Raw genomic sequence first — 15,683 nt, 5'->3', positions numbered from 1 at the left:
GTTTTTCCGGTTTAGCGGCGTGTCGTACGGCGCGTCGCGGCCAAGTGACGGACAGCATGTGCGCCGATCGCACACGGATCCGTGGAAAGAATGTGCCCTCAGATCAAGAGCCGCCCACACGCGGGTGACGCCGGACCTATTATCACCGAAGTCGACTCACCCCATTTGTTGCGAGTTGACACCCCTCACCCCGAGGAGGCCGAAGTGCCCGTGATCGCGCCGAATAAGCCCTATGCCCGGGCTTGCGAAGCATGAGCGGTTACCAGCACGTGTTCGACGCTGAACACGATCTCGCCGGTGGACTGTCGATGCTGCGCGACTCGATGCGCGACATGTTCGCCACGGTCATCCGTGGTGAGGGAGGCAGCGTTCCGCGCACGCGCGTGCGCCCCCACACCAACGAGGCGCCCGCACGCTCGGGTCCGGCACCGAACGCAAGACCCAACGCCGGGATGAACGGCAAGCCCGCCGGCGGCGCCGGGGCCGGGCTGCTGGGCGAGGAGACCGTGCCGATCCCGCAGGACGTCGTCGGCACCGACACGCTGACCGAGACCGGCCCGCGCGAGCCCGTCCCGCCGCAGCCGACGCGCCCCGACCGCGGGGACCCGGCGTCGGAGGTCTGGGCGCTCATCGAGCGGGCCCAGGCCGGAGACGGTGCGGCATTCGGACTCCTCTACGACCGCTACTTCGACACGGTCTTCCGGTTCGTGTACTTCCGCGTCGGCAACCGCCAGCTCGCCGAGGACCTGACCGCCGACACGTTCCTGCGTGCGCTCAAGCGCATCGGCAGCTTCACGTGGCAGGGCCGCGACCTCGGTGCCTGGCTGGTCACCATCGCGCGCAACCTCGTCGCCGACCACTTCAAGTCCGGCCGGTACCGGCTGGAGGTCACCACCGGCGACGTGCTCGACGCGGACCGGCCCGACCGGGGGCCCGAGGGCAGCCCCGAGGCGGCCGTGATCGACCACATCACCAACGTGGACCTGCTCAAGGCAGTCAAGCAGCTCAACCCCGAGCAGCAGGAGTGCATCGTGCTGCGGTTCCTGCACGGGTTCTCCGTCGCCGAGACCGCGCAGACCATGAACAAGAACGAGGGAGCCATCAAAGCGTTGCAGTACCGTGCGGTGCGCGCGCTCGCCCGGCTGCTGCCCGACGGATTCCAGCCGTGACGGCTGTCACCTCCGGTTACAGTGCCCCCGCAGGCGCCGTAACCAGCTTCCGTGTTGCACCGTTGGTCCAGATGCGACCGTCGGCATGGCGCACGGCGGACGCGGTGGCCCACCATCCCGCTGCCCTTCCGCGCCTGAGTGACGCGATCAGCGAAGGGGGGTGCCTCAGGTGATTGGCTCCGTCTTCCATCGTCGACGGGCTGAGCGGCTCGCTCAGCTCCTCGACGAGGCCAAAGGGGCCCGGCGACACCACACGAGGACCACGCTCGACGACTCCCTCACCGACCTTGTGTCGGTCGGACAGCGGCTCGGCGACCTGCCGATCCGGGTGGAGGCGCAGCAGGAGTTCCGCGACGGTCTTCGGGCCATGCTCATGGCCACGATCGAGCGCGAGGGCATCGGAGCGACCGCCACGGCGCCCGAGCCCGAGCCGGCTCACCGGGTGGGCCTGCGTTCGCTGCGCCGGCCCGACGGGAGCCGACCGACCGTCAGCCGCCGGACCCGGACCCGGGGCGCCATCGTGGTCGGCCTCGCCGCCGGCACCCTGGCCCTGTCCGGCATGTCGGCCGCGAGCGGCGACGCGATGCCCGGTGACGCGCTCTACTCCGTCAAGCGGTCGACCGAGAAGGCCCAGCTCGCGCTGGCCGGCTCGGACATCAGCCGCGGCCAGCTGTACCTCGAGTTCGCCCGGACCCGGCTCGACGAGGCCCAGGCGGTCAAGGACCCGACGGGGCTCTCCTCGGTGCTCGACGACATGGACGGCGAGACGCTCGAGGGCGTCCGGCTCCTGACCGTCACCGCGGTGACCCACAAGGACACCGCGGCGCTGGACGCGATCGACGGCTTCGTGACCAACCAGCGCGGGGCGGCCGAGCGGCTCAAGACCGGGACGAGCGGCGACGCCCGCACCCGCGCGAGCAAGTCGGTCACCCTGCTCGACGAGATCGACCGCCGGTCCAAGGCCCTCCGCCCGCTCGTCAAGTGCGGCTCGGCCGCGGTGAGCGCGCCGGACTCGCTCGGCCCCGTGCCGGGGAGCGCCGCGTGCCGCCCGAACAGCAAGACCGGCGGCAACGGGACCTCGAACCAGCAGCCCGGCGCTCCGGTGCAGGGCAACCCGGGCGGCAACGGCAGCGGCGGGCACTCCCCCGCCACCGTTCCCTCCGGTGCCGCGGCGAACTCCTCGGCGACCGAGTCGGCCCCGGCCGCGCCCAACGCGAACTCGGTCTCCGATCCGACGCCGGCCCCGACCAAGTCCGAAAAGGGCGGCCTGCTCGACTGGCTGCTGCATTGATTCAACGCGGCGACATGACCGCGACATGACAGGGCCCGGTGCACGTCACCGGGCCCTGTTGCTGTCTGGTGCTTGTACCGTTGGCTCGTCAGAGGCCGACGGATGCTCAGCCCGTCGCCCGGGCGCCGCCATCGAAGGGAGTTCGACGTGCCGATCCGTCCCAACGCGCTGCGCCGCCGCCGGCCGAGCGGCCGCATCGTCGTCTCCGCCGCCGGCTGGGCGGCGGCCGAGGTCGAGGCCGCCCTGGAGATCCCGTCCGACCCGGGCGCGGCGGCGTTCTTCGACGTCGACAACACGATGATGCAGGGCGCGTCGATCTACTACTTCGCTCGCGGCCTGGCCAAGCGCAAGTACTTCACCAGCCGCGACCTCGCCCGCTTCGCCTACCAGCAGGCCCGCTTCCGCCTGCTGGCCTCCGAGCACGCGGGCACCGTCTCCAGCGCCAAGTCGGCCGCGCTCGCCTTCATCGCCGGCTGGAAGGTCGAGGAGATGGAGCGGCTCTGCGAGGAGATCTTCGACGAGCTCATGGCCGACCGGATCTGGTCGGGCACCCTCGCCCTCGCCCAGCTGCACATCGACGCCGGGCAGCGGGTGTGGCTCGTCACCGCCGCGCCCGTCGAGCTCGGCCGGATCATCGCCGCGCGCCTGGGCCTGACCGGCGCGATCGGCACCGTGGCGGAGATCCAGGACGGCATCTACACCGGGCGCCTGGTCGGCGACCTCATGCACGGGCCCGAGAAGGCGTCGGCGATCACCACCCTGGCGCTGGCCGAGCAGCTGGATCTGACCCGCTGCGCGGCGTACAGCGACTCCATCAACGACGCCCCGATGCTCTCCACGGTGGGCTACGCGGTCGCGGTGAACCCGGACCCGGCGCTGCGCCGCGAGGCCCGCAAGCGCGGCTGGGAGATCCGCGACTTCCGCACCGGGCGCAAGGCCGCCAAGATCGCCATCCCCGCCGCGCTGGCCACGGGGGTCGTGATCGGGGGCGTGGCCACGTTCGCCGCGATGCGCAAGCGCCGGCGCCGGACGGCGGCCCTGCCTGTGGCGGCGGCCCGGTCCGTGGCGGCGGCCCGTCCCGCGCAGCCGGCCGTCCAGCCCGCGCAGTCCTGAGCCCGGGCCGCGGCACCGTCCCGGGTCAGGCCGAGAAGGCGTCCGGGCGGCGGTCCAGCAGCTTGTAGAGGGTCTGCTGGATCGTCTCGCGGACCTGGTCGGCGAGGTTGAACACGACCATCGGGTCGTCGGCCGAGTCGACGTACTCCTCGGTCGGGATCGGCTCGCCGAACTCGATCAGCCACTTGCTCGGCAGCGGCACGAGCCCGAGCGGGCCCAGCCACGGGAACGTGGGCGTGACCGGGAAGTACGGCGCGCCCAGGAGCCGGGCCAATGGGCGGATGTTGGCGATCATGGGGTAGATCTCCTCGGCCCCGACGATCGAGACCGGCACGATCGGGGTGCCGGTGCGCAGGGCCGCCGAGACGAACCCGCCGCGGCCGAAGCGCTGCAGCTTGTACCGCTCCGCGAACGGCTTGCCGATGCCCTTGAAGCCCTCCGGGAACACGCCCACGAGCTCGCCCTCGGCCAGCAGGCGCTCGGCGTCGGGGTTGCACGCCAGCGTGGCGCCGGACTTGCGGGCCACCTCGGACAGGAACGGCATGCGGAACACCAGGTCGGCGCCGAGCAGCCGCAGGTGCCGCTCGGCCGCGGTCTCGTCGTGCACGGCGACCGAGAGCATCAGGGCGTCGAGCGCGAGCGTGCCGGAGTGGTTGGCCACGACGAGCGCCGCGCCCTCCTTGGGCAGGTGCTCGGAGCCGGCGACCTCGGTGCGGAACCACTGGTTGTAGAGCGGGCGCAGCAGCGGCAGGAAGACGCCGTCGGTGAGGTGCCGGTCGAAGCCGAAGCCGTCGATCTCGTATTCGCCGGTCAGCCGCTCACGGAGGAAGGCCAGCGCGCCGGCGACCCGATCGTCCCAGACGTCCGGGAGATCCGGGTCAGTCATTCGCCACGCTCCAACGCGGCCCGCGCCGCACGTGTCCTGCGGAAGCCGTCGAGCAAAGCCTGCTCGACCGAGCGCATCGTATCCGCGGGCAGCAGCTCGTTGGCGCTGCGGCTGCGAACGAACTCGTCGAACGCCTCCGCGGTGGTACGCGGGGTGAAGCCGAACGCGCGGATCAGCTTCGTGGTGTCCACGACGCGGCCGTGCACGAACAGGTCGAGCTGGTCCAGGGACACCCCGGCGCGGCCGAGGCCGGCCAGCACGTTCAGGCCCGGCTCGAGCACCGGCATGGTGACGCGGCCCGCGCGGCGCACCGCCTGCGAGAGCGTCAGGGTGCCGGCCCCGGCCACGTTGAACGTGCCCGGCAGCGGCTGGGTCACCGAGCGCACCAGCACCTCGAACGCGTCGTCGACGTGCAGGAACTGCAGGCGCGGGTCGCGGCCGAGCACGGTGGGCACGACGGGCCGGTCGAAGTACCGGGTCAGCCGCGTGTCCACGGCGGAGCCGATGAACGGCGCGAAGCGCAGCACCGTGGCCGCCACGTCGGGGCGCCGGCGGCGGAACCCGCGCACGTAGCCCTCGATGTCGAGCACGTCCTTGGCGAAGCCGCCGCGGGGCACCTCGCGCGGCTCGGTGTCCTCGGTGAAGATCGCCGGGTCGCGGAAGGAGGCCCCGTAGGCGGCCGTCGACGAGCGCACGATCAGCTTCCGCAGCCGCGGCGCCTGCTGGCAGGCGGCGAGCAGCTGCATGGAGCCGATGACGTTGAGCTCCTTCATGGCCGCGCGGCCGCCGTGCTGGTCGGTCGCGGTGGCCACGGCGAGGTGCGCCACCGCCTCCACGCGGGCGTCGACCATCGCCCGCAGCACCCCGGGGGTGCGCAGGTCGATCTGGTGCACGTCGATCTTGGACCCGGCGGCGGTCAGCACCTCGGCGAGGTCACCGGCGGGCACCGTGGCGTCGACACCGACGACGCGTTCGATGCGCGGGTCGGCGGCGAGCCGTGCGGCCAGATGCGCGCCGAGATACCGGCTCACCCCGGTCACCAGAACGACGCTGGGCGACGCGGTCACGCGGCTCCGATCACAGCGAAGCACACGTTCATCACCCGGCCGGAACCGAGACCGGCCGCCGGGCGATGAACGGGGACGCTACTTGCCGAGACGACGACGCTGGACGCGGGTCTTGCGCAGCAGCTTACGGTGCTTCTTCTTGGCCATACGCTTGCGGCGCTTCTTGACCACCGAGCCCATACGAGCATCTCCTCGATACAGCGGAACGCGTGCCATCGCTGGCACGCCGAAGACATGGTTAGCCGTTCAAGGGTAGCCGCATCGCCGCTGGATCGGAAAACGACCCCGGCAAAGATCACCACCGAGCGATGCCCGGCGGGGCGGCGGGGCCGCTCCCCGGCGGCACAGCATCGACGCATGTCATTCGCCGCGGTGTAGCGGAGGTGTCGCCGCGCGGGCTTACGCGGTCTCGCGGAAGGCTTCGCGGAGGTAGGCGTCGACCGCGTGCTCCGGGACCCGGAACGACCGGCCGACCCGGACCGCGGTCAGGTCCCCGGCGTGGACGAGGCGGTAGACGGTCATCTTGGACACCCGCATCAGGGTGGCCACCTCGGCGACGGTCAAAAACCTGACCTCGCCCAACCGGCCTTCGGTGGTGTGTGGCGTGCTCGACATCGCGACCTCCGACCAGCGTGCTCGCCCGGCGCTCGGCCCGGCAGCCCCGGATCGAGCGTTACTCAATCAGCGTGTTACCAGTACGGTAACGGTACGCCTGTGACTTGCACCCCAGGATCGACGGAATCTTTCCGCGAGAATTGATCACTCCGTGCGCAGCGCGACGACCGGGTCGAGGCGCCCGGCCCGCTGGGCGGGCACCACGCCGAAGATGATCCCGACCCCGGCGGAGACGCCGAAGGCCAGCGCGAGCGACCACCAGGTGATCGCGGCCGGTACCGGCGAGAGCGCGGCGACGACGAGGGCCGCCCCGATGCCGAGCCCCATCCCGATCACGCCGCCGAGCGTGGTCAGCAGCACCGCCTCGAGCAGGAACTGCACCCCGATGTCGCGCGGGCGGGCGCCGACGGCCTTGCGCAGCCCGATCTCCCGGGTCCGCTCGCGCACCGACACGAGCATGATGTTGGAGACCCCGACCCCGCCGACCAGCAGCGAGATGCCGGCGATGGCGGCCAGCACGCCGGTGAGCACGCCCAGGATGTCCCCGAGCACGCCCAGGATCTGCTCCTGGGTCACGGCGCTGAACCGGGTGCCGGGGTGGCGCCGGGTGAGCTCGGCGATGATCCGCGCGGACAGGTCGCCGATCTCGCCGCGGTCGGGCGCGTTCACCGCGATCGCGTCGACCCGGTCGGTCGCGAGCAGCCGCTGGGCCGTCGTGATCGGCACGTGTACCTCGTTGTCGCGATCGATCCCGAGACTCTGCCCGAGCTGCTCGAACACGCCGCTCACCCGGAACCGCACGCCCGCGATGGTCATCTGCTGGCCGACGGCGTCCCGGTCGCCGAAGAGCTTGTGGGCGACGCTCCAGCCGAGCACCGCGACCCGGCGCTGGGTGTCGACGTCGGAGCGGGTCAGGTACGTGCCCCGGGCCAGCCGGCGCACGAACACGTTCGGCGTCGTCTCGATGACGCCGTTGACGCTCGCGAAGGTCTGCGCGTGGCCGGCCGCCACGGTCTCGCCGGAGGCGACGGTCACCGCCACCCGGTTGCGGTCGCCGACGATCTTCGACACCGCGTCGATGTCGGAGAGGTCCATCCGCGAGACCGACGGCGCCGAGCCGAGGTTGACCTCGCCCGGCACGACGATGAGCAGGTTGGAGCCGAGCCCCTCGACCTGCTGCTCGATCTCCTGCTTGGTGCCGGTGCCGATGGCCACGAGCACGACGACGGCCGCGACCCCGATGATCACGCCGAGCATGGTGAGCATGCTGCGCAGCCGGTTCGCCCGCAACGCGTCGAGCGCGACCCGCCAGGCCTCCGCGAACCTCACGGCGCCTCCGGGCCGGGCAGCGTCTCGACGATCTCGCCGTCGCGCATGACGATCTGGCGGTCGGCGCGGGCGGCCACCTCGCGGTCGTGCGTGACGATCACGAGCGCCACCCCCTGCTCGCGGTTGAGCGCCTCCAGCAGCGCGAGGACCGCCTGGCCGTTGCGGGTGTCGAGGTTGCCGGTCGGCTCGTCGGCCAGCAGCACCTGCGGGTCGGTGACGAGGGCCCGGGCGATCGCCACCCGCTGCTGCTCGCCGCCGGAGAGCTGGTTGGGGCGGTGGTCGAGGCGATGGGCGAGCCCGACCCGCTCCAGCATCGCGACCGCCCGCCGGCGCCGCTGCGATGCGCGCATCCCGCGGTACACCAGGGGAAGCGCCACGTTGTCGACCGCGCTCGTGCGGGCCAGCAGGTGGAACGACTGGAAGACGAAGCCGATGGTCTCGTTGCGCAGCCGGGCCAGTTCCCGGGGGTCGAGGCCGGCCACCTCCCGGCCGCCGAGCAGCAGCCGCCCGGAGGTGGGCCGGTCCAGCCCGCCGAGCAGGTGCATGAGCGTCGACTTGCCCGAGCCCGACGGCCCGATGATCGCCACGTAGTCGCCGGCGTCGATCGTGAAGCTCACGCCCCGCAGCGCCGCGACGGTGACCCCGTCCAGCACGTAGTCCCGCGTGACCCGCTCCGCGACCAGGGCCGCGGTCATCGGGGCAGTTCCATGCCCTGCTTGACCTTGTCGGTGCCGCGCACGACGATCCGGTCGCCGTCGCTGACGCCGCTGAGCACCTGGACGCGGTCCTGGCCGGACACGCCGACGCTCACCGGCTGCTGGACCGCCCGGCCGCCCCGCACCAGCCACACGACGTCCTTGCCGCCGACGTTGAACACCGCCGCGGCCGGGACGGTCACCGCGTCGCGGATCGAGCGCACCTGCAGGTGCGCGACCGCGTTCATGCCCGGGCGGGGGCTCGGGGCCGGGCGTCCGTCGTCGTACGTCCCGGTGCCCAGCCGCAGCCGCGCGCGGTACGCCACCCCGCCCCGCGCCGAGGTGCTCGGCAGCACGTCGGCCGAGGTCACCGCGGCGTCGTACGTCGCGCCCGGGGCCGCGTCGAGCTCGACCTTCGCCGTGACGCCGGGCTGGACGAGCAGCACGTCGGTCTCGTCGACCTCGGCCATCAGCCCCAGCTCCGACACGTCGACCACGGTCAGGATCGCCGTGCCCGCGCTCACCCGGCCGCCGACCGGTACCGCGGGATCCACGCCCGGCCCGGCGCCGCCGCCCCCGGCCCCGCCCGTCGGCACCGAGACGGGCGCCTGCCCTCCGGTGGCCGCGCCGAGCAGGTCGGTGATCGAGGACGCGCTCGCCGCCGAGGTGCCGCCCAGCTGCACCACCCCGGCGACCGGCGCCCGCAGGGTGAGCTGGTCGACGGTGCTCTGGGCCAGGTCGAACGCGGACTGGGCCTGGGCGCGCTGGGCCTGGGTGAGCGCCGCCATCGCCTGCGAGACGCTGGCCAGGCCGCGCTGCACGCTCTGGATCACCGCCCGCGCGGAGGCGGCCGCCTCCTGGTAGGTCCGCTCGGCGAGGTCGATCTGGGTGGTCAGCGTGGTCCGCACGGTCACGTCGGCGATCTGCGCGGCCGCGGCGCGCGCGTCCGAGAACGCCTTGGCCGCGGCGTCGTCGGTCCGGCGCTGCTGGGCGGAGAGGTTCTTGACCCCGGCGCCGCCGCCCCCGGCGTTCTTGAGCGCGTCGAGGGCCGCGCCCGCCTCCTCCAGCCGCCGCCGGGCCCCGGGCGAGTCGACGACCGCGAGCACCTGGCCGGCCGTGACGGTGTCGCCGGGCTTGACGCTCAGCGAGATCAGGGTGCCGTCGGCGGCCGCGGTGAGCGTGGCGGCGGCCCGGGCGGTGATGGTGGCGGGGGCGTCGACGACCTCGGCCACGTCGCCGCGCCCGGCGCTGCCCAGGCCGATGCCGGAGTCGTTGCCCGAGCACGACGCGCCGGTGAGCGACACCGTGATCAGCACAGCGACGGCGATCGTTCGCGAGGGGACGCGATACACGCTCGTCAGTCTAGATACGTCACTGCGCTACACGTGACCCCGCACGTAGCGGGCGCAGTCGTTCGACACGTCCTTCCAGCTCGCCCCGAACGCCTTGCGGGCCGAGTCGTCGAGCGAGATCCCCTGGCGGGCGGCGTAGTCGAAGAACTCGAGCAGCTTGTCCTCGCCGAAGGTGTCGGCCAGGTACTGCAGCGAGAGGTACGCGACGCCGTAGCGGCCGCTGACGTCCGCGGTGCTCGCGTCGGCGGGCGGGTCGTCGAGGGCGACCTCGCTCTTCCAGTGCCCGCCGCGCAGGTAGGCGCGCACGTCGCCCATCTGGTCGAAGGGCTTGCCGCTGCCCTTGACGCGCACGTACTCCGCGATGCCCTCGACCAGCCACCACGTGTGCTCGTAGGACTTCTCGACCCCGGACAGCGTCACGACGTGCGTGAACTCGTGGCGCAGCGTGTCGAGGGTCTGCTTGGTGTCGACCCGGTTCGCGTTGAGCACGATCTCGGTCGCGCTCGCGGTGAGCGGCAGCGCGAAGCCGATCACCCAGGACTCCTGGCGCATGCCGTACCAGCTCGCCCACTCGTCGGGCCCGGCCAGGTAGACGACGTACCGCGCCGGCGGCGGCCCCCAGCGCGCGAACGTGTCGGTGAGCTCGGCCGCCTGCTCGGCCGCGGCGAGCATGGCGGGCAGCCGCGACGCGTACCGCGCGGTCGTCGCCATCACCACCCGGTTCCCGATCGCGGTGCGCAGGTCGCTGACCTCCCACGGGCGCGGGCCGAGCTCGCCGGCGGTGCCGAACTCCAGCAGCGTGACGCCCTGGTCGGTGACCTTCCAGCGCGTGCCGGCCGTGAGCTCCATCGGGTCGCAGGTGGTCACGACGTAGCAGTACCTCACCCGCACCGACACGGTCGCGGTGCCGTCGGGCTCGGTCTTCGCCGCGCCCTCGGCCCGCGGCTGCCACAGCTTCACCTGCAGCTGGCGCAGCGAGCCGAACCGGCGGGCCAGGTCCTCGCGCAGCCCGTCCGCGGACGGGTCGACGGGGCGCAGGAAGCCGTCCTCGTCGCCGCCGAGCAGCGCGGCCGCCTGGTCGCGCAGGGCCTTGCGGATCCGGCCGTCGAGGGTGTTGGGCAGCGCGTTCGGGGTGAGCGCGTTGGCGGTCGCGTCCGGGGCGCCCGGCTGCCCGGCCTTGGCCCCGGCGCGCTCGCCGCTCCGCTCGTCCCCGGCCCCGGCCAGGTCCTGGCCGGACACGAGCGTCGAGCGCTCGTGCCGGGCCGTGGCGTAGGCGATCGCGCCGGCCGGGGCGCCCAGCAGCACCGCGAGCGAGGCGAGCAGGGCCAGCCGGAAGACGGTGCCGCGGCGGGGCGGGGCGGGCTCGCCGGGGGCCTCGCCCGGGGCGGGACGGCGGGCGTCGCCGCGCTGGTGGGGGATGACGGGACGGGTCGCGGTGACGTCGTCGACGTCCGCGTACCTCCGTTCATCCCCAACCATCACTGCCGGACCGTACGTGAGACGGTCAAGGCGTCGCGTCGCCCATACGGACGAGAAGCCCCCCGATGTGACGAAGAGCCCGTTTCCGGGGGGCGGGCCGAAGCGTTGTCAGACCCGCGACCGCAGCGCCCTGGCCAGGAATCCGACGTTGGCGGGGCGTTCGGCGAGGCGGCGCATCATGTACGCGTACCACTGCGTGCCGTAGGGCAGGTAGACCCGCACGGTGTAGCCCAGCCGGGCGAGGCGCAGCTGCTCCTCGGGGCGCACGCCGTAGAGCATCTGGAACTCGAACTCGTCCGGGGTGCGCTCGTACCACTTCGCCCGGTCCTCGCCGATGCCGATCAGCCGCGGGTCGTGGGTGGCGAGCATCGGGTACCCGCCGCCGGCCATGAGCACGTTCAGGCAGCGCACGTAGGACTTGTCCACGTCGAGGCGGGTCTGGTACGCCACCGACTCCGGCTCCTTGTAGGCGCCCTTGCACAGCCGGACCCGCGAGCCCGCGACGGCGAGCTCCCGGCAGTCGGCCTCGGTGCGGCGCAGGTACGCCTGCAGGACCGCCCCGGTGGTCGGGAACTCCCCGCGCAGCCGGGCGAGCACCTCCAGCGTCGAGTCGGTCGTCGTGTGGTCCTCGGCGTCCAGCGTCACCGTGGTGCCGGACTCGCTGGCCTTGGCGCAGATCGCGCGGGCGTGCTCGTAGGCGACCTTCTCGTCGAAGACCTGGCCGAGCGCGGAGAGCTTGAGGCTGACCTCGGCCGCCGGGGTCAGCTCGGCGGCGTGCAGCGCGTCGAGGAGCTTGAGGTAGGCGTCCCGGGTCGCCTCGGCCTGGTGCGGGTTGGTGGTGTCCTCCCCGAGGTGGTCGAGGGTGGCGCAGAGTCCGTCCGCGACGAGCTCGCGGGTGCGCTGTAGCGCGTCGTCCGCGTGCTCCCCGGCGATGAAGCGGCGCACGATGCTGCGGCTGACCGGGGCGGTTTCAACGAGCCGCTCGACCCTCGTGGAGCGGGCGGCGGCGAGGATGACCGATCTGAGCATGTGCCGAGCGTAAACAGATCCGCGGTCGCCGGTGACGCCTGGTCGCCAGTGTGGCATTTCTTGACTACCTTGGTCGGGTGGACTTCGACGCGTATGCGCGGACCGCCGTCGACATCGTCAACGCGCCGCTCGAAAGCATGCAAGATCTTGCTGCCCTGTTCGGCGAGGACAGCTGGCAGACCGCCGAGGCGACGGAGCGCGACCTGGTCGCCTTCCGCCGGGCCCGCAAGCGGCTGCGTGAGGTGTTCGAGCACGGCTCCTCCGGCCGCGACGTGGCCGCGGTGGCCGAGCTCAACGCGCTGCTCGAGGCCTACCCGATGCAGCCGCGCATCTCCGGGCACGACACCCACGACTGGCACATGCACGTGACCGGCCGCGGCTCCTCGGTGAGCTCGGAGCTGCTGGCCGGCGCGGCCTGGGGCCTGGCCGTGTGGCTGTGCGAGCACGGCAGCACCCGCTTCGGGGTCTGCGCCGACGAACGCTGCGGCAACGTCTACCTGGACACGTCGTCCAACTGCTGCCGCCGCTTCTGCTCCGAGCGCTGCGCCACCCGCTCCCACGTCGCGGCCCATCGCGCCCGCAAGCGCGCCGCCGAGACGAGCGCGGCGGCCCCGCTGCAGCCCGCCGCGAGCCCGGTGGGTGACGCCGATCGGGCGGTCGTGACGGCGTAAGTCCCGGAAACGCCTGCGACGCGGGGAACTTCGGCATATCTTGCGTCATGTGGTTCGCTTTACCGTGCGTCCGACAAGTCGGACATGCGGGGTTGGGCGATGCGGTGCCGGCCTCAGCTCTCGGCCGGCCCCCGACACCGGGTACGTCACCGGATCACAACGCCCTACGAAGGAGAAACAGCACCATGGCCCAGGGAACCGTGAAGTGGTTCAACGCTGAGAAGGGCTTCGGCTTCATCAGCGTCGACGGCGGAGCCGACGTCTTCGTCCACTTCTCTGCCATCCAGTCGGACGGCTACCGCAGCCTCGACGAGAACCAGCGCGTCGAGTTCGAGATCAAGCAGGGTCCCAAGGGCCCCCAGGCCGAGTCCGTACGCAAGATCTGACGCCGACTTCGGAGACGGCCCCGGCCCGCGCACCACTCCCGCGGTCGGGGTCGTTTCGCTTTGGCGCGCGATATGTCGGGCGCTTCGCGCCGCGACATATCGGATTTATACCCTGACAGGCGATAAATACGATTTGCGCGCTTCAGTAGTGGGCGGCGCGCGGCGTTTGTGCAGCTCAAGTCGCCTAAGAGCACGCGGCACGCCCAGACAAGGCACGCGGCACGCCCTGGGCAAGGCACGCACGCGGCACGAATCACGCCCGGGCAAGGCACGCGGCACGCCCCGGGCAACGCACGCACGCGGCACGAATCACGCCCGGGCAAGGCACGCGGCACGCCCCGGGCAACGCACGCACGCGGCACGAATCACGCCCGGGCAAGGCACGCGGCACGCCCCGGGCAACGCACGCACGCGGCACGAATCACGCCCGGGCAAGGCACGCGGCACGGGTCGCCGCATCGGCGGGCCACCCGAGACGCAGCCGTCAGGAAGCGGGCGCAAGCGGTGAACGCCGCAAATCGCCGTTTCGGTCGGCCACCGGGAAACGAGCCGCGCGAGCAAGCACCCAACGCCGCGAATCGCCGGTTCGGTCCGCCATCAGCGACGCCAAGGCGGCGCGGCTCGCGGCAGCGGCTCAGGCGACCGGCGACCCGTGGCGAGGTGCCGGCAAGGGAACCGCAGCGACTCAGGCGACCGGCGACCCGTGGCGAGACGCCGGCAAGGGAACCGCGGCGACCCAGGCGACCGGCGACCGCGTGGCGAGGCGCCGGCAAGCGAGCCGCAGTGACTCAGGCGACCGGCGACGGCGTGGCGAGGTGCTGGCGAGCGAACCGCAGCGACTCCGCCAGATCAGCCTCCCGCTCCCCCCGGCTCCCCGCCTTCCGGGTCCCGACCTCCACCGCCACCGACCCGGTGAAGCCCCGCGAGTCGAGCGAGCCCAGCAGCTGCGCGCACGGCATGCTCCCCCGCCCCGGCACCAGGTGCTCGTCGCGCCCCTTGCCCGTGCCGTCGCCGAGGTGGACGTGGGCCAGGTTGCCGGCCATCGTGTCGGCGAGCGTCATCACGTCGGTGCGTGAGGCGGCGCAGTGCGACAGGTCCAGCGTGTAGGCGTCGAACCCGGTGAGCGTCGGGTCCCAGCCGGGCGCGTAGGGCACGAACTCGCGGCCCACCCCGCGCAGGGGGAACATGTTCTCCACGGCGAAGCGGATGCCGGGGAACTGCCGCCCGAGGCGCAGCAGGCCCGAGGAGAACGTGCGCGCGTAGTCGCGCTGCCACGCGAACGGCGGGTGCACCACGACGGTGTCGGCGCCCAGCGTGTCGGCGAGCTCGGCGGCGCGGCGCAGGCGCTCCCACGGGTCGGGGCTCCACACCCGCTGGGTGACCATCAGGCACGGGGCATGCACGGAGCGCACCGGCACGTTGTAGTGCTTCGACAGCCCCGCCAGCGCGCCCGAGTCCTGGCTGACCGCGTCGGACCAGACCATGACCTCGACGCCGTCGTAGCCGAGCTGGGCGGCCATCTCGAAGCCGGCCGCGGTCGGCTCGGGGAAGACCGAGGAGGTGGACAACAGGACCGGAACTTGGCGACTCACACCACCAGGCTAGCCCGATCCGGGTAGCGTCTCCTGTCGATCAACTCGACTCCAGCACTTCCAGCCGGCGAAGAATCACTCCTTCGCGCAGCGCCCACGGGCAGATCTCGACCTCGTCGATGCCCAGCACCCGCATCGTGACCTCGGCCACGACGGCGCCGGCGAGAATCTGGTGCGCGCGGCCGGGGCTGACGCCGTCGATCTCGGCCAGCGCCGAGGACGACATGCGCCGGATGAAGGAGAGCACCTGGTGCAGGCCGGTGCGCGTGAGGCGGCGCGACACCCGCGGGCCGGCGCCGCTCGGGGCCGCCCCGGCGAGGCGGGCCAGGGTGCGGAAGGTCTTCGAAGTGGCGACCGGGCGGTCCCACCCGCTCATGAGCAGTTGCGGCGCGACCTTGCCGACGACGGTCTCCGCGTACTGGCACAAGGCGTCCACCGAACTCGCCGACGGCGGATCCCCGGGCAGCCGCTCCCGGCTCAGCCGCCCGGCCCCCAGCGGCACCGACAGCGCCACGTCCGGCTCCTCGTCGATGCCCGCCGCGAGCTCCAGCGACCCGCCGCCGATGTCCATCACCAGCAGCCGCCCGGCCGACCAGCCGAACCACCGGCGCACGGCCAGGAAGGTCATGATGGCCTCGGCCTCGCCGGAGAGCACCTGCAGGTCGACGCCGGTCTCCTCGCGCACGCGCTTGAGCACGCGGACCGAGTTCTTCGCGTCGCGCACGGCCGAGGTGGCGAACGCGAGCAGGTCGTCGGTCTCCAGCCGGGCGGCGGCGTCGCGGGCCTGGGCCACCGCGGCGATGAGGCTGTCGGCACCGGCCTTGGTCAGCTCGCCGTTGCCGCCGATGCGCTCGGCGAGGCGCAGCTCGGCCTTCTGCGAGTGCGCCGGCCACGGGTGGGCGCCGTGGTGGGCGTCGACAACCAGCAGGTGGACCGTGTTGGAACCCACGTCGAGCACGCCGAGTCGCATGGCCAAACGGTATCCGCGTGGGGTTTCGGCCGCGCGCGG

General features: G+C 72.6%; 14 protein-coding genes and 2 pseudogenes. 5 read left to right on the top strand and 11 right to left on the bottom strand.

What is annotated here, in order from left to right:
- Positions 1 to 251 precede the first annotated feature (251 nt).
- The 3 genes and pseudogenes from ACQP1P_RS03355 to ACQP1P_RS03345 all read left to right on the top strand — a co-directional run bounded on the left by ACQP1P_RS03355 (position 252) and on the right by ACQP1P_RS03345 (position 3,573).
- On the top strand, positions 252 to 1,169 hold the full coding sequence (locus tag ACQP1P_RS03355; RefSeq protein WP_433082977.1) for a sigma-70 family RNA polymerase sigma factor: 918 nt from the start codon (positions 252 to 254) through the stop codon (positions 1,167 to 1,169).
- Positions 1,170 to 1,338: 169 nt separating this feature from the next.
- Positions 1,339 to 2,205: pseudogene (locus ACQP1P_RS03350) on the top strand (DUF5667 domain-containing protein); the annotation flags it as partial.
- A 402-nt stretch (positions 2,206 to 2,607) separates the two neighbouring features.
- Complete coding sequence (locus ACQP1P_RS03345; RefSeq protein ID WP_433082975.1) at positions 2,608 to 3,573, top strand: HAD family hydrolase; 966 nt, start codon at positions 2,608 to 2,610, stop codon at positions 3,571 to 3,573.
- Between the two features lie 25 nt (positions 3,574 to 3,598).
- Here ACQP1P_RS03345 and ACQP1P_RS03340 read toward each other — a convergent pair whose 3' ends face one another.
- The 9 genes and pseudogenes from ACQP1P_RS03340 to ACQP1P_RS03300 all read right to left on the bottom strand — a co-directional run bounded on the left by ACQP1P_RS03340 (position 3,599) and on the right by ACQP1P_RS03300 (position 12,025).
- Entirely contained in the window at positions 3,599 to 4,459 is an 861-nt protein-coding gene (locus tag ACQP1P_RS03340; protein WP_433082973.1) for a lysophospholipid acyltransferase family protein, read from the bottom strand.
- The gene (locus ACQP1P_RS03335; RefSeq protein ID WP_433082971.1) at positions 4,456 to 5,526 is read right to left on the bottom strand and encodes an NAD-dependent epimerase/dehydratase family protein; all 1,071 of its coding nucleotides are present in this window, start codon (positions 5,524 to 5,526) and stop codon (positions 4,456 to 4,458) included. Before ACQP1P_RS03335 ends, ACQP1P_RS03340 begins: the two co-directional genes overlap by 4 nt.
- A 78-nt stretch (positions 5,527 to 5,604) precedes the next feature.
- Positions 5,605 to 5,706: a 30S ribosomal protein bS22 gene (locus ACQP1P_RS03330; protein WP_007465623.1), complete on the bottom strand. Its 102-nt coding sequence runs from the start codon at positions 5,704 to 5,706 to the stop codon at positions 5,605 to 5,607.
- 219 nt (positions 5,707 to 5,925) lie between these two features.
- Positions 5,926 to 6,141, bottom strand: a complete 216-nt coding sequence (locus tag ACQP1P_RS03325) for a helix-turn-helix domain-containing protein (RefSeq protein ID WP_033363444.1) — start codon at positions 6,139 to 6,141, stop codon at positions 5,926 to 5,928.
- 144 nt (positions 6,142 to 6,285) lie between these two features.
- A complete protein-coding gene (locus ACQP1P_RS03320) occupies positions 6,286 to 7,470 on the bottom strand; it encodes an ABC transporter permease (protein WP_433082969.1) in 1,185 nt (394 codons plus the stop codon).
- A 26-nt stretch (positions 7,471 to 7,496) separates the two neighbouring features.
- Positions 7,497 to 8,165 (bottom strand): annotated as a pseudogene (locus ACQP1P_RS03315) (ABC transporter ATP-binding protein); the annotation flags it as partial.
- A complete protein-coding gene (locus tag ACQP1P_RS03310) occupies positions 8,162 to 9,517 on the bottom strand; it encodes an efflux RND transporter periplasmic adaptor subunit (protein WP_433082967.1) in 1,356 nt (451 codons plus the stop codon). The gene ACQP1P_RS03310 and the pseudogene ACQP1P_RS03315, both read right to left, overlap by 4 nt.
- A gap of 27 nt (positions 9,518 to 9,544) precedes the next feature.
- Entirely contained in the window at positions 9,545 to 10,996 is a 1,452-nt protein-coding gene (locus tag ACQP1P_RS03305; protein WP_433089809.1) for a basic secretory protein-like protein, read from the bottom strand.
- A gap of 108 nt (positions 10,997 to 11,104) precedes the next feature.
- A complete protein-coding gene (locus ACQP1P_RS03300; protein WP_433082965.1) occupies positions 11,105 to 12,025 on the bottom strand; it encodes a proline dehydrogenase family protein in 921 nt (306 codons plus the stop codon).
- Between the two features lie 77 nt (positions 12,026 to 12,102).
- On the opposite strand from ACQP1P_RS03300, the gene ACQP1P_RS03295 reads away from it, so the two are divergent.
- Both ACQP1P_RS03295 and ACQP1P_RS03290 read left to right on the top strand, forming a co-directional pair.
- Positions 12,103 to 12,696, top strand: a complete 594-nt coding sequence (locus tag ACQP1P_RS03295) for a CGNR zinc finger domain-containing protein (RefSeq protein ID WP_350612261.1) — start codon at positions 12,103 to 12,105, stop codon at positions 12,694 to 12,696.
- A gap of 185 nt (positions 12,697 to 12,881) precedes the next feature.
- Entirely contained in the window at positions 12,882 to 13,082 is a 201-nt protein-coding gene (locus ACQP1P_RS03290; RefSeq protein ID WP_433082962.1) for a cold-shock protein, read from the top strand.
- A gap of 788 nt (positions 13,083 to 13,870) precedes the next feature.
- Here ACQP1P_RS03290 and ACQP1P_RS03285 read toward each other — a convergent pair.
- Positions 13,871 to 14,674 (bottom strand): sugar phosphate isomerase/epimerase family protein, encoded by an 804-nt coding sequence (locus ACQP1P_RS03285; protein WP_433082960.1) that lies wholly within the window; start codon positions 14,672 to 14,674, stop codon positions 13,871 to 13,873.
- A gap of 40 nt (positions 14,675 to 14,714) precedes the next feature.
- Positions 14,715 to 15,644, bottom strand: a complete 930-nt coding sequence (locus ACQP1P_RS03280) for a Ppx/GppA phosphatase family protein (protein WP_433082958.1) — start codon at positions 15,642 to 15,644, stop codon at positions 14,715 to 14,717.
- Between the last annotated feature and the right edge of the window lie 39 nt (positions 15,645 to 15,683).

Source organism: Dactylosporangium sp. CA-052675 (genome assembly GCF_050947935.1).
Lineage (GTDB): Bacteria > Actinomycetota > Actinomycetes > Mycobacteriales > Micromonosporaceae > Dactylosporangium.
The sequence above is the reverse complement of the archived record's forward strand: the minus strand, read 5'-3'. Positions and strand labels throughout refer to the sequence as shown.

Bases quoted from the DNA above. Each gene is read 5' to 3' on its own strand.
- ACQP1P_RS03340 (WP_433082973.1), bottom strand. From the start codon at position 4,459: ATGACTGACCCGGATCTCCCGGACGTCTGGGACGATCGGGTCGCCGGC.
- ACQP1P_RS03290 (WP_433082962.1), top strand. From the start codon at position 12,882: ATGGCCCAGGGAACCGTGAAGTGGTTCAACGCTGAGAAGGGCTTCGGC.
- ACQP1P_RS03355 (WP_433082977.1), top strand. From the start codon at position 252: ATGAGCGGTTACCAGCACGTGTTCGACGCTGAACACGATCTCGCCGGT.
- ACQP1P_RS03305 (WP_433089809.1), bottom strand. From the start codon at position 10,996: ATGGTTGGGGATGAACGGAGGTACGCGGACGTCGACGACGTCACCGCG.
- ACQP1P_RS03325 (WP_033363444.1), bottom strand. From the start codon at position 6,141: ATGTCGAGCACGCCACACACCACCGAAGGCCGGTTGGGCGAGGTCAGG.
- ACQP1P_RS03300 (WP_433082965.1), bottom strand. From the start codon at position 12,025: ATGCTCAGATCGGTCATCCTCGCCGCCGCCCGCTCCACGAGGGTCGAG.
- ACQP1P_RS03280 (WP_433082958.1), bottom strand. From the start codon at position 15,644: ATGCGACTCGGCGTGCTCGACGTGGGTTCCAACACGGTCCACCTGCTG.
- ACQP1P_RS03330 (WP_007465623.1), bottom strand. From the start codon at position 5,706: ATGGGCTCGGTGGTCAAGAAGCGCCGCAAGCGTATGGCCAAGAAGAAG.